This is a genomic window from Candidatus Delongbacteria bacterium, from assembly GCA_041675285.1.
Lineage (GTDB): Bacteria > CAIWAD01 > CAIWAD01 > CAIWAD01 > CAIWAD01 > CAIWAD01.
This window is the reverse complement of sequence record JBAYTZ010000024.1, coordinates 1-12,945: the sequence shown is the minus strand read 5'-3', so window position 1 is coordinate 12,945 and position 12,945 is coordinate 1. Positions and strand designations below refer to the sequence as shown.

The following is a 12,945-nucleotide window of genomic DNA, read 5'->3' as shown; positions in this document are numbered from 1 at the left end:
GCTCAGGCTCCCTGGAAGAAGGTCGAGAGCGCGCGGGTCATCAGCTCGGGATCCCGGGCGCCCGCGCTCTCCCGCACGCTGTGCATGGAGTGCATGGGGTTGCCCACGTCCACGGTGCGAATCCCCAGCCGGGCGGAGGCCATCGGCCCGATGGTCGTGCCGCAGGGCAGGTCCGTGCGGTGGATGTAGCGCTGCACGGGCACTTCGGCCTTCTCGCAGATGAGCTGGAAGCGGGCCTGGCTCGCGCCGTCGGTGGCGTAGCGCAGGTTGCTATTGAGCTTGATCACCGGCCCCTGGTTGAGGAAGACGTGGTGCTGCGGCTCGTACCAGCGCAGGTAGCTGGGATGCAGGGCGTGGGCCATGTCCGCGCTGACCAGGAAGCTGCGGTTGCAGGCGCGCAGGAAGGACTCCCGCCCGCCGCCGCGCGCGGCGTGAATGCGCTCCAGCAGGTCCGGCAGCAGGCTCCCGTCGGCGCCCGTGGGGCTCTGGCTGCCCACCTCTTCGTGGTCGAAGAGCACGAGCACGGGCGTGTGCTCCGGCACCTCGCCCTCGTCCGTGGCCAGCAGCAGGGCCGCCAGCCCGGCGTGACACATGGCCAGGTTGTCCAGCCGGCCCGAGGCGATGAACTCCTCGCCGGCCCCCCAGAAACAGGCGGGCTGCAGGTCCCAGCTGCACAGATCGAAGCCCAGGATCTCCCCCGGCTCCACCTCGGCCTCGGCGGCCAGCAGCTCCAGCAGCAGGCGGCCCTCGGGCAGGCCGGCCTCCGCCTGGGCCAGCAGCAGGGGCAGTTCCTCCTGCTTGTCGAGGATCAGGCCCTTGCTGTTCACCTCGCGGTTCAGGTGGATGGCCGGGTTGCTCAGCCGCAGTAGCGGGCGCTCCAGCTTGATGGGCCGCTCGCGCAGACCGCCGCCGTCCCGCAGGACCAGGCGGCCGGCCAGGCCCAGCTCGCGGTCGGTCCAGGTGGCCAGGATCGGCCCGCCGTAGATCTCCACGCCCAGCCGCACCAGCCCGCCCTTGACATGTTCGCCCTGGGGCTTCACGCGCAGGCAGGGGGAGTCCGTGTGGGCGCCCACCAGCTGGAAGCCCTTCTCCTCCAGCGGGGCCGTGCCCGCCACGAAGGCGCAGAGCGCGCTGCCGCCGCGAGTCAGGTAGTAGCCCTGGCCCGGCTCCAGGCGCCAGGCCTCCTCCTCCAGCAGGCGCTGGAAGCCCGCCGTCTCCAGCCGCAGGGCGGCCTCGGCCACCGCGTGCCAGGGGCTGGGGGAGGCGTCCAGATAGTCCAGCAGATCGGTCAGGCGCTCGTGCCGCAGGGTCTCCTCGATGCTCATCAGGCGCTCCTACTCGACTTTCTGGTGGAACCAGTAGCACATGCCCATCTCCATGTCCCCGTCCAGCCAGGCGTGGCGCGGCAGCACGCGCAACTTCAGCTCGCTCTTGCGCAGGGTGGGGTCGCAGAAGTAGAGGTGGTAGTTCCAGACCCCGTCGTCCTCGCCCGGCCCCACCAGCGGGATCTCCACGGTGCGGATCTTCCCGTTCTCGCGCATGAAGAGCTCGACCTTGACCTCGGAGGGCTTCAGCAGGCCCAGATACAGGCCGGCGTCCACGTCCACGCACTCGTTCTCCCGGCGCGCGCGCAGCCAGGTGTCCGTCATGTGATACCAGCGCTTGAGCAGGCTGCGCTTGTACTGCACGAAATCGCGCACGGCCTGCCAGTCGTTCTCCCGGGCGCGCTGGTGCTTGCTGGCGGCCGGGATGTAGCTCTGCACCACGTAGTCGTTGACCATCCGGCTGGTGCTGAAGCGGGCCGTGCACGAGATCAGGCTGTCCTTCATGCGGTCCACCCAGCCCACGGGCAGGCCCTGGGAGTCGCGCTCGTAGAACAGCGGCACCACGCGCTCCTCCAGCAGCTCGTAGAGGCTGCGCACGTCGTAGTAGTCCTGGATCTTCTCGTCGCCGTAGTCCACGTCGCGCCCGATGTTCCAGCCGTTGCTCCCGTTGGAGCCCTCCACCCACCAGCCGTCCAGGATGGACAGGTTGAGCCCGCCGTTGGGGCAGACCTTCTGGCCGCTGGTGCCCGAGGCCTCCAAGGGCCGGCGCGGGTTGTTCAGCCAGACGTCCGCGCCCTGCACCAGGAAGCGCGCCAGCGCCAGGCTGTAGCCCTCCAGCAGGATGACCCGGCCCTGGAAGCGCTCCAGCAGGGAGATCTCGTGCACGCGGCGGATCAGCGCCTGGCCCGGGTGGTCCGCCGGGTGGGCCTTGCCCGCGAAAATCAGCGTCACCGGGTGGCTGGGATGGTTGACGATCCGGTCCAGCCGCTCCAGGTCGTCGAAGATCAGCACGGCGCGCTTGTAGGTGGCGAAGCGCCGCGCGAAGCAGATGAACAGCGAATGCGGGTCGATGCGCTGCAGGACGCGCTCCAGCGGCAGGCCGGGCTGGCTCAGGCGCTGGGTCAGGTTGCGGCGGATCTCCTCCACCAGCGCGGCCTTCAGGTCCTGGTGGCGCTGCCAGACCTCGCCCGTGGGCACGGCGCGCAGGGCCTCCCAGGCCTCGGGCTGCAGCAGCTTCTCCTCCCAGTCCCCGCCCAGCCGCTCCTCGTAGAGCCGGCGGAAGCCCGGCGCCACCCAGGAGGCCGTGTGGATGCCGTTGGTCACGTGGCCGATGGGCGTCTCGTCGATGGGCACCTGGTGCCAGAGGTGGTACCACATCTGGCGGCTCACGTCGCCGTGCAGCATGGAGACGCCGTTGGCGAAGCGCGAGAGCCGCACGGCCAGCGCCGTCAGGCTGAAGATCTTGTAGCCCGTGGCGTCGGTCTCCGTGCCCAGCTCCAGCAGGCGGTGGAAGTCGATCCCGCCCTTGGAGCAGAACTCGTGGAAGTAGCGGTGCAGGCGCGGCAGCAGGAAGGCCTCGTTGCCCGCCGGCACCGGCGTGTGCGTGGTGAAGATGGTCGACGAGGCCGTGGCTTCCACGGCGGTGTCGAAGTCCAGCCCGGCGGCCAGGTGCTCGCGCAGGCGCTCCACGGCCAGGAAAGCGCTGTGCCCCTCGTTCATGTGCCAGACGTCCGGCTGCACGCCCAGGGCGCGCAGGGCGCGCACGCCGCCGATGCCCAGGATGATCTCCTGGGCCAGCCGTGTGTCACGGTCCCCGCCGTAGAGCTGCCAGGTCAGGCCGCGGTCGGCGGGCGCGTTGCGCTCGCAGTCGCTGTCCAGCAGCAGCAGGCGGGCGATCCCCACCTGCACCTCCCAGACCAGCAGGCGCAGCTCGCGGCCCGGCAGGTCCACGCCGATCTCCAGCGGCCGGTCATCCGGCCCGACGGTCCGGCGCATGGGCAGGTGCTCCAGGTTCATCAGCTCCATGTCCGCGTGCTGCACGCCGGCGGCGTCGATGCGCTGGCCGAAGTAGCCCTGGCGGTACATCAGGCCGATGCCCGTGAAGGGCAGGCCCAGGTCGTGCGCGCTCTTGATGTGGTCGCCCGAGAGCACGCCCAGGCCGCCGCTGTAGATGGGCAGGCTGTTGTGGATCCCGAACTCGGCGGAGAAGTAGGCCACCTGGCGGCCGCGCAGCCCCTCGGGGCAGCGGGCGCGGGCCTTGGCGTGCTCGGCCTCCCGGCGCGCCGCCAGCTCCTTCAGGGCGGCCTGGAAGCTCTTGTCCTTCTCGAGGGCCTTGAGCCGCTCGTCGGGCAGTTCGCGCACCAGGCGGACGGGATTCTCGTGCCGCTGGAAGGCGGCGGGATCCAGACCGGCCAGGAACTCGCGGTACCAGGGTTTCCAGCTCCAGAGCAGGTCGCTGGCCAGATCCAACAGGGTGTCGCGCAGATTCATCGGGTCTCCCGGCTGAGGAGGGCGTTGACGATCAGGGTGACCAGCGAGAGCAGCAGGGCGCCCAGCAGGGCGCTGCCCACTCCGGTGAGACGGAAGCCGTCCACCAGCCAGGCCGTGATGCCCAGGCAGAATCCGTTGATCACGAGGGTGAAGAGACCCAGGCTGAGCAGGTTGACCGGCAGGGTCAGCAGCAGCAGCACGGGTTTGAAGGTCAGGTTGATCAGGCTGAGCACCAGCGCGGCCACCACCGTGTGCAGCACGGAGTCCGAGTGGACGCCCGGCCCCACCTGGAGCACGACCAGCAGGCCGAAGAAGGTCACGGCCAGCCGGCGGATCATGAGGCGGACTCCTCCACGCGCCGGGCCGCGGCCTCGACCTCGGCCTCGGCGGCCGCGCGGGCCAGCAGGGCCTGCAATTCAGGCAGGGCGCGGCCCATGTGGTGCCGCCCGCGCTCGTGCAGATCGGCCATGGCGCCCAGCGAGTAGAAGCGCACGATCTCGCGCCAGCGGCTGAAGCAGAGCGGGTGGTCCGAGAAGGGCTGCAGCACGAGGTCGCTGTGCAGGGTCTGATTGCGGAGCCGCTGGTTGAGCAGCGGCAGGTAGATGCTGCGGTAGACCACCTGCGGCACGTGGCGCAGCAGCGCCTCGGGCATCACGTGGTTCATCTCCAGGCTGCTGGTGAGCACGACGCCCCGCGGCCCCACCAGCTCGCGGCAGACGTCGGCGGGCACGTTGTTGATGATCCCGCCGTCCCCGCAGAGGTGGCCGCGGATCATCACGGGCGGGTAGATTCCCGGCAGCGCGGCCGAGGCCAGCACGGCCTCGCGGCAGGGGCCGGAGGACAGCACCAGTTGGCGGCCCTCCTCCAGGTCGGTGACCACGATGTGCAGGGGGATGGGCAGGTCTTCCAGATTCTCGGGCAGGGCGAAGCGGTCCAGCAGGCGCAGGATGGCCGCCGGCGAGGCCAGCCCGCCCCGCTGCCAGCTGGGCTTCAGCCAGGCCAGGCGCTGCTCGCGCCGGAAGAGCGCCTCGCGCACCCGGCTGGGCGGAATGCCCGCCGCGAGCAGCAGGCCGATCAGGCTGCCCGTGGAGGAGCTGGCGATCAGGTCCGGCGCCAACCCGGCGGCGAGCAGCTCCTCGGCCATGCCCAGGTGGCTCAGGCAGCGCACGCCGCCCCCGCCCAGGACCAGTCCGAAGCGCGCCTCGTGCTTCATGCTCCTCCACCTCGTGAAAGAGCGGGCATCCCTCGTCAGGATGCCCGCTCCAGTCTCAAGCTCGAACCCCGTGGATGCGCGTCAGCGGGCCTGCCGGCGCATCTCCTGTCCCACTTCGAAGCCCTTGCGCACCGCCTGTTGATTCAACTCCACCAGGTTGCGCCGCTTCACCACGGTGTGCAGCGCCTCCAGGCAGGTCTCCAGGTTCAGCAGGTTGGTGTAGCCCACCAGGGCGCCGAAGGCCACCATGTTGGCGATGCGCGTGTTGCCCAGCTCATCGGCCAGCTTGGTGAACGGAATGGGCACAATGTCGCAATCCGTCCGAGCGGGCACAATGTCGATCAGGGAACTGTCGTAGAAGATCACGCCGCCCGGCCGCGCATCGGCCTCGAATTTCTCCAGGCTGGGCCGGTTGAAGGCCAGCAGGATGTCCGGGTTGTGGACCATCGGGCTGCCGATCTCGCGCTCGCTGACGCGCACCGAGCAGTTGGCCGTCCCGCCGCGCATCTCCGGACCGTAGGCCGGGATCCAGCTGGACTGGTAGCCTTCGCGCATGCCGGCCTCGGCCACGGCCACGCCCAGCAGCATGATGCCCTGGCCGCCGAAACCCGCCGCCAGAATCTCCGGATCCTGGAAGCGCTCCTCCACCGTGGTCCGCGCGGGCACGTGGCTCTCGGGCTGCAGCAGGTCCAGCTTCTTGAGCAGCATGTCGCGGGTCAATTCGATGGTCACGCGCTCGCGCGCGGGCGTCTCGTCGATGCGGTCGCGCAGATTCCCCAGCGGGAAGTTCTTCAGCATGTTCTCTTCGATCCACTTCATGCTGTCGACGGGATTGAGCTTCCAGCCGCTGGGGCAGGGGCTCAGCACTTCCACGAAGGTGAAGCCCTTCTTGTCGATCTGCGCCTGCAGGGCCCGGCGGATCGCCTTGCGCGTGCGGTTGATGTGCTGGGGCGTGTGCAGGCTGGTGCGCTCGATGAACACCGGCGCCTGCAGGCTGTTGAGCAGCTCGGCCACGTGGATCGGGAAGCCCTCGTTCTCGGAGTTGCGGCCGTAGGGGCTGGTGCTGCTCTTCTGGTCGATCAGCGTGGTGGGCGCCATCTGGCCGCCCGTCATGCCATAGATCGCGTTGTTGATGAAGATGACCGTGATGTGCTCGCCGCGGTTGGCGGCGTGGATGATCTCGCTGGTGCCGATGGCGGCCAGGTCGCCGTCGCCCTGGTAGCTCATCACGATGCTGTGCGGGTGCGTGCGCTTGATGCCCGTGGCCACCGCCGGCGCGCGGCCGTGGGCGGCCTGGATGTTGCCCACGTCGAAGTAGTAGTAGGCGAACACGCTGCAGCCGACGGGGCTGACCAGCACGCTGTGGTCGGCCACCTCGAAGTCGCGCAGGGCTTCGGCCATGATCTTGTGCACGTGGCCGTGGCCGCAGCCCGGACAGTAGTGCGTGGTCTTCTTGTCGGCGTTGGCGCTGCGCTCGAAGTTCTCGTAGAAGGCGTCGGGCTTGCTGAGGATCTTGTTCGTGGCCATGGCTCAGGCCTCCTTGAAGCAGGACAGGGCCGCCTGGACGACCTCATCGGTGGTGGGGATGTTGCCACCCATGCGGTTGTAGAAGTGCACGGGGCGGCGGCACTGGATGGCCAGCTTGACGTCCTGGAGCATCTGGCCGTTGTTCAGCTCCACGCAGAGGAAGCTCTTCACCCGGTCGGCCAGGGCGGCCAGTTCTTTCTCCGGGAAGGGCACGAGCGAGATGGGCCGGATCAGGCCGACCTTCAGGCCCTGCTTGCGCAGCTCGTCCACGGCGCTGCGCAGGATGCGGCTGACGATGCCGAAGCCCGTGAACACGTACTCGGCGTCCTCGGTGCGGTACTCTTCCACCATGACTTCCTTCGCCTGCAGGCGCGCGTACTTCTCCTGCAGGTGGACGTTCAGGGCCTCCAGGTCGTTGGGCTCGAGCTGGATGGACGAGATCAGGTTGTGCTTGGACTCCTTGTCCGCGTAGAGCGCCCAGTCCTTGCGCGGCAGCTCCATCACGGGCTCGGGGAACTCCACCGGCTCCATCATCTGGCCGATGACGCCGTCCGCCAGCAGATAGACGGGCGTGCGGTAGTCCTCGGCCAGTTCGAAGGCCTTGCGCACCAGGTCCACGAACTCCTGCACGCAGTTGGGGGCCAGCACGGGGGTCTTGTAGTTGCCGTGGCCGCCGCCCTTGCAGAGCTGGTTATAGTCGGACTGCTCGGGCGCGATGTTGCCCAGCCCGGGTCCCGCCCGGTTGACGTTGATGATCACACAGGGCAGCTCGGCGCCGGCGGCGTAGGAGACGCCTTCCTGCTTCAGGCTGATGCCCGGCGAGCTGCTGGCGGTGAGCACGCGTCCGCCGGCCCCGGCCGCGCCGTAGACCATGTTGATGGCGGCGACCTCGGACTCGGCCTGGATGAAGGTGCCGCCCGCGCGCGGCATGTAGTACGCGGCGGACTCGGCGATCTCGCTGGCCGGCGTGATGGGATACCCGAAGTATTGGCGGCAACCGGCCAGGATGGCCGCGCGCAACACGGCGTCGTTGCCCTTCATGAGGATCTTGCTCACGCTTCCTCCTCCCGCGGCAGCACGCCGCTCACCTCGTACTCCTTGACCTGGAAGCCGTCGGGCACGGGCGCGCCCTTCTTCCAGACCAGGATCGCCTCGGGCTCGGGGCAGGCGTAGAAGCAGATGCCGCAGCCCGTGCAGCCTTCGCCCGAGTACATGGCATAGTGGTACCCCTTGGTGTTGAAGTGCTCATGGAAGCTGAGCACCTCCGTCGGACAGCTGGCGATGCAGAGCCCGCACCCCTTGCAGAGTTCGGGCTTCACCGCGACGGTGGCTTTGTCCAGTATGTGTGTAGTCATGAAGCGCCTCGCAGCTTGGATGGCGGCGTGTTGGCCGGTCCGGCCCCCTGTCGGATTGGGGGGAAAGGACCTCCAGCGCACCGTGTTACGAGAGTAACACATGGGCTTTGATAGTTCAAAAAAGAGCCGGTCGAGAGGGGCTGCGCCCGGCTGTGTTCTCTGTGCCTGTCATCCCAGCTCGTCTGTCATCCCAGCGAAAGCTGGGATCCCATGGCTCGTGCAAGTGCCCTCTTCGCCGGGCGTGTCAGCTGGCGCTTGCCTTGAGTCCGGGTATCACCAAGACTCGAAGACTCAAAGGGCTGTGCGGGACTCCTTCCCCTGCCGAGGCGGGGGAAGGTCGGGATGGGGGCGTGCTGTTTCTTCTGGCCTTGAACCACAGAGACCCAGAGGCACAGCAGGAACTGCGCCACAGCTGGTTTGCTAACACAAGGCCGCTCCACGTCGCCGCCCTCGTTCACATTCCGCCCATATTCAGCACACCTGCATTTTTTCCTTGCGGCGCGGGGCGGGTTTTGCTCTCTTGGGCGAGCCGGCAGACGCGTCTTCTGGATTGGCGGGAGCGTCGCGTTACCGGAATGCTAGCAAGAACTGGCGTTGTGTTGGCCTAATTTGATATGCGCATAGGCGGCATACAAGCTCAATGAGGGAATGATGCGATTATCGATGACTCTTGCAAGAATTTCAATTGTTATTGGATTTTTAGTAATCGGGATTTCTCTATGGCAACTATCACATAGTTATTCGTTTTCGACTGATTATATTAATTTAGTTGATTCAGGTCATTATGGAGGATTTGTCGGCGGAATTGTTGGTCCGCTTTGGGCATTGGCAGGTGTACTCTTAATTTATACAACCTTGAACCTTCAAAGAAATGAAATTAGCAGGCAGTGGGAAAAAGTGAAAACTGATAGAATTCAACAGAGCATAACATCGACAATTAATATAATAACCACTCAGGTTACTCAATTTAATCTTGCGATTGAATGCTTAAGTGTAATAGATAAGCGAGATGGAAAAATCTACACAGGAAGGAACGCAATAATATTTTTGGACGAAACTTTCACGGCCTTTAAAGACGCAGAAAAAACTTTGGTGGAAAATCAAGATAGGGAGAATGCAGAAAGTTATGTTAAAGAGTTGCGGCCATTTATTTATATAGTCAATAATCAACTTTATAATGTAATCGCATTTACGAGACAAATAATGGATTCAGTTACAACAATTGCGCAAACAATAGTAATATCTGAGATTCCAGAGGAGAAATCAGCACATCTTGTGAATTTTTACTTTAATAGTATTGGCAATGACAAAATAGATGCGTTAAGGAAAATCGAGGATGCGATATTAAGATACCGTCAATTTTATCCGAGAGACAAATTAAGAGACTCATTGAATGAGCAAATCGATCTTCTAATCAAACACATTGATGCAATATGTAACTTCAATGAGGGCTATCTTACTTAGCGGATTTTCGCGTACAACATTGCTTACAGCCGACTTTGCGCCTGTCACAGCGTTTTCAATCAAGACGAACGCATTAGTTGTCGACAAGTCATCATAAAAGGAGTCAAGAGATGTTAATGGGAATCGGAAAAGTCCCTATCATACTTGAAACACGAGAAATAGAAGATGCATTGCTTCAATCAATCAGCCAACTCGATGAGAACAAAAGCGCATGGATAATAACTCCCTATCTGACGATAGAAAAGTTAAGTACGATTAGACGAGCGATTTCTGAGGCTTGCAAAAGAAAGGCAACGGTGAATGTTGTTGTAAGAGACGAGCCAGAGCAACTGGCTCCAGCTAAGCAAGGTCTTTCTGAGGCAATTTCTCATGGGCTCAACTTATTTGCATTCCACCGACTTCATGCAAAACTTTACTGGTTTGAAAACGACTATGGAATTGTTACTTCTGCAAATCTAGTAGATGGGTCATTTGAAGCTAGCACCGAGCTTGGATTATATGTTCCGGCTGGAACTTTGCATAATGAATTGAGAGAATGGATCACGAAAGTCATAGAGCCGGGTCTTAGGTCAGTGAACTCACAGCCGGCCGAGAAGAAATTCCCGAAATTCCCCGCTTCAAAGCCAATGGAAGCAAAATCGGCACCAAATACTAACGGTTTTTGTATAAGGTGCAGCTCCAGTATCAACCTTTCACCGGAAAAGCCATATTGCATCGAACACTATAGAAGCTGGAGTTACTATTCTAATCCTGATTTCGAGGAAAAGGTTTGTCACTCATGTGGAAAACCGAACAAATCTACGATGAATAAACCAGTCTGTTATGCCTGCTTCAAAGCAAAGCGCTGACAATTCGAGGCATCCATGATCGGTCCATCGCCGAGACTCAATCACCTCGACGCCACCCTGGCGGCCTGGATGGCGCGGCACGGGATCCGGTTGCTCCGGCTCAGTTTGGGGCTGGTGTTTCTGTGGTTCGGGGCGCTCAAGTTTTTCCCGGGACTCAGCCCGGCGCAGAGCCTGGCCGGCAACACCATCGGGATCCTCTCCTTCGGGCTGCTGACGCCCAAGGCGGCCGTGTTCATGCTGGCGGTCTGGGAGTGCGCCATCGGCGTGGGGCTCTTGTCCGGCCTCTACCTGCGAGCCACGCTCTTCCTGCTCTGGCTGCAGATGCTGGGCACCGTCACGCCGCTCTTCCTCTTTCCGGCCGAATGTTTCACGCTGGTGCCTTTCGCGCCCACGCTGGAAGGACAGTACATCATCAAGAATCTCGTGCTGATCACCGCCGGCCTGGTCATCGGCGCCACCGTCCGCGGCGGCCGGATCAGCGCGCGCCCGGTGCCGGAGGATCCGGACGGACGCGCCACTTCCTAAAGGAGACCCCATGTCCGCACGATCCCTGGCCCTGCTGATCTGCGCCGTCTGTCCCCACCTGCCCGCGGCCGAGGCTCCGGCGAGCCCGGCGGCGGAGTTCACGCCGCACTGGGGCATCGGCATCGATGTGAAAAGCTTCCTGGACCTCGGCTCTCCCGGCGGCACCAGCGGTGGCGGTCTCTACCTGCCCTTCCACCTCAGTCCGACGGCCTTTGTGGAACCCTTCGTCAACTACCGCCGCCTGCGGCGCGAGTACGGGGGCGTCCATTCGGCAGAGTGGGAAGAGTGGGAAGAGACGCGCCAACTAAGCCTAGGTGTGGGCTTGTTCGTCAAGCAGCCGCAGGAGCGGATCAATTGGCTGCTGGGCATCCGGGCAGGCTACTCGTGGTACCGCGAGGAGTCGAACTACGAGTACATCCCCGGTGTGGTCAAGTCCACCGCGCTGAGCTTCAGCCCCACGTTGGGAGCCGAGTACCGCTTCGACGGCGGCCTGTCGCTGGGCAGCGAGATCCGCTGGCAGTACGATCACTACGAAGGCGACGGCGAGGATCAGTCCTACGAGTTCCAAGGCCTGAACCCCTACATCATGCTGCGCTACTACCTAGGCAAGTAGCCCGCAGCCGCTGCACCGACCGTCGGCTTGCAGCGAGAAGCAAGACCACAGAGACACAGAGACACAGAGACACAGAGACACAGAGAAAAAAAGGGACGAAGACAGCAATCGACGTCGCTTCGCACGAGCCAAACCCAGCACAGGCGCAGCGATCCATCATTGAATCAAGACCCTGTTTTCGGCCTCGATAGCGCGTCGCCACTGACCGTCGGCGCATTCCCATGCGCCGATGGTCAGTACGCGCGCGCCGAGGCCGAAGAGTTGGAACTGATCGGAGAGGTGCCAGGCGCGCCCTCGCGCCTGCTTTGCATGAGCCTTTTCTTTGGTCCCGCTTTCTTTTCCGCGAAAAGAAAGCGGGAAACATGGGTGCCGAGGCCGAAGAGTTGGACCTGATCGGAGAGGTGCCAGGCGCGCCCTCGCGCCTGCTTTGCCCGAGCCTTTTCTTTGGTCCCGCTTTCTTTTCCGCGAAAAGAAAGCGGGAAACATGGCGCGTCAGCGCGAAAGGAACACGCAGCGCAGCTGGTTCGTGAGGTCGATTCACGTGTGCCGCGCAGGGGTCCGCATTCACGCCGGACCTGCTGACAAGACAAGCATTGATAAGCCCCCAGGCGAAGGACCGTTCATATGCTGGATTTGCAGTTTCAGAACGAGACGGATCACCTGCTGGCCGTGGCCCGCGGACCTTTCAAGATGAAGGACTTCGAGCCCCAACTGGCCGCGCTGGTGACGCGCGCGCGCCAAGCGGGACATTCCCGCATCCTGATTGACGCGCTGCAGGTCACGCCGCCGGAGACCACCTTCCAGCGCCACCTGCTGGGCGTCAAGTTCGCCGAGCAGTTGGGCGACGCCCTGCGCGTGGCGATCCTCTTTCCCCAGGCGCAGATCACGCGCTTCACCGAGGAAGCCGCCCAGAGCCACGGTGCCCAGCTGCTGGTCACCGGGGATCGCGACCAAGCGGAGGCCTGGCTGCGCCGGGCGTGAAGGGAGATAAACCATGACCCACGCCGAGAAAGTCGAGCACTTCCGCCGGGACCTGGAGTCCCGTGGCTTGAACCCGGCCAGTGCGGCCCCGCCCATGTGCAGACTGGCCTGGCGGATAGGCTGGAACTTGCGCCCGCCCCAGTTCCTGTCCTTCCGGCACTGGTTCCTGTCCTCCGGCGGCTACTTCGCCGCCTTCATGTTTGCTTTTCCTTGGCTCGTCCGCGGCCCATTGATCCAGGGCGGCGTGCTCCAGGTGGCGCTCCAGGCCCTTCTCGCCGGCGTGCTCTTTGGCCTGACCATGGCCTTCATTAACCGGCGGAAGGCACGCAATCTGCACCTTCCCACCTGGGAAAACTACCCCGACTAAATCCGGGCGAAATCGGTGCCAGGCCGGTGCCAGACCGGTGCCAGGCCGGTGCCAGGCCGGTGCCAGGCTGGTGCCAGACCAGTGCCAGACCGGTGCCAGGCCGGTGCCAGACCGGTGCCAGGCCGGTGCCAGACCGGTGCCAGGCCGGTGCCAGGCCGGTGCCAGGTCGGTGCCAGACCGGTGCCAGACCGGTGCCAGGCACTGTGGACTTCAGACTAGTTTCGTCAGGCATTCTGG

At 63.8% G+C, this 12,945-nt stretch carries 13 protein-coding genes; 6 read left to right on the top strand and 7 right to left on the bottom strand.

The genetic code is table 11. The features are described 5' to 3' along the window. Nucleotides 1-2: 2 nt before the first annotated feature. The 7 genes from WC326_15795 to WC326_15765 form a co-directional block, all read right to left on the bottom strand. Nucleotides 3-1,325, bottom strand: a complete 1,323-nt coding sequence (locus tag WC326_15795) for a M18 family aminopeptidase (protein ID MFA7332531.1) — start codon at nucleotides 1,323-1,325, stop codon at nucleotides 3-5. Nucleotides 1,326-1,334: 9 nt separating this feature from the next. Next, a complete protein-coding gene (gene glgP, locus WC326_15790; protein ID MFA7332530.1) occupies nucleotides 1,335-3,815 on the bottom strand; it encodes an alpha-glucan family phosphorylase in 2,481 nt (826 codons plus the stop codon). Beyond that, nucleotides 3,812-4,153: a phage holin family protein gene (locus WC326_15785; protein ID MFA7332529.1), complete on the bottom strand. Its 342-nt coding sequence runs from the start codon at nucleotides 4,151-4,153 to the stop codon at nucleotides 3,812-3,814. Before WC326_15785 ends, glgP begins: the two co-directional genes overlap by 4 nt. Beyond that, a complete protein-coding gene (locus tag WC326_15780) occupies nucleotides 4,150-5,028 on the bottom strand; it encodes a patatin-like phospholipase family protein (protein MFA7332528.1) in 879 nt (292 codons plus the stop codon). Before WC326_15780 ends, WC326_15785 begins: the two co-directional genes overlap by 4 nt. A gap of 81 nt (nucleotides 5,029-5,109) precedes the next feature. Continuing rightward, nucleotides 5,110-6,555, bottom strand: a complete 1,446-nt coding sequence (locus tag WC326_15775; protein MFA7332527.1) for a 2-oxoacid:acceptor oxidoreductase family protein — start codon at nucleotides 6,553-6,555, stop codon at nucleotides 5,110-5,112. Nucleotides 6,556-6,558: 3 nt separating this feature from the next. Further along, on the bottom strand, nucleotides 6,559-7,611 hold the full coding sequence (locus WC326_15770) for a 3-methyl-2-oxobutanoate dehydrogenase subunit VorB (GenBank protein ID MFA7332526.1): 1,053 nt from the start codon (nucleotides 7,609-7,611) through the stop codon (nucleotides 6,559-6,561). Then, complete coding sequence (locus WC326_15765) at nucleotides 7,608-7,910, bottom strand: 4Fe-4S dicluster domain-containing protein (protein ID MFA7332525.1); 303 nt, start codon at nucleotides 7,908-7,910, stop codon at nucleotides 7,608-7,610. Before WC326_15765 ends, WC326_15770 begins: the two co-directional genes overlap by 4 nt. A gap of 651 nt (nucleotides 7,911-8,561) precedes the next feature. Here WC326_15765 and WC326_15760 point away from each other — a divergent pair. The 6 genes from WC326_15760 (at nucleotide 8,562) to WC326_15735 (ending at nucleotide 12,708) form a co-directional block, all read left to right on the top strand. Then, on the top strand, nucleotides 8,562-9,374 hold the full coding sequence (locus WC326_15760) for a hypothetical protein (GenBank protein ID MFA7332524.1): 813 nt from the start codon (nucleotides 8,562-8,564) through the stop codon (nucleotides 9,372-9,374). Between the two features lie 110 nt (nucleotides 9,375-9,484). Further along, entirely contained in the window at nucleotides 9,485-10,222 is a 738-nt protein-coding gene (locus tag WC326_15755) for a phospholipase D family protein (protein ID MFA7332523.1), read from the top strand. 15 nt (nucleotides 10,223-10,237) lie between these two features. Beyond that, nucleotides 10,238-10,747 (top strand): DoxX family membrane protein, encoded by a 510-nt coding sequence (locus WC326_15750; GenBank protein ID MFA7332522.1) that lies wholly within the window; start codon nucleotides 10,238-10,240, stop codon nucleotides 10,745-10,747. Nucleotides 10,748-10,757: 10 nt separating this feature from the next. After that, nucleotides 10,758-11,360 carry an outer membrane beta-barrel protein gene (locus WC326_15745; GenBank protein MFA7332521.1) on the top strand — a complete coding sequence of 201 codons (603 nt, stop codon included), beginning with the start codon at nucleotides 10,758-10,760 and terminating at the stop codon, nucleotides 11,358-11,360. 624 nt (nucleotides 11,361-11,984) lie between these two features. After that, on the top strand, nucleotides 11,985-12,341 hold the full coding sequence (locus tag WC326_15740; GenBank protein MFA7332520.1) for a hypothetical protein: 357 nt from the start codon (nucleotides 11,985-11,987) through the stop codon (nucleotides 12,339-12,341). A 13-nt stretch (nucleotides 12,342-12,354) separates the two neighbouring features. Then, nucleotides 12,355-12,708, top strand: a complete 354-nt coding sequence (locus WC326_15735; GenBank protein ID MFA7332519.1) for a DUF6404 family protein — start codon at nucleotides 12,355-12,357, stop codon at nucleotides 12,706-12,708. The last annotated feature ends 237 nt before the right edge of the window (nucleotides 12,709-12,945 follow it).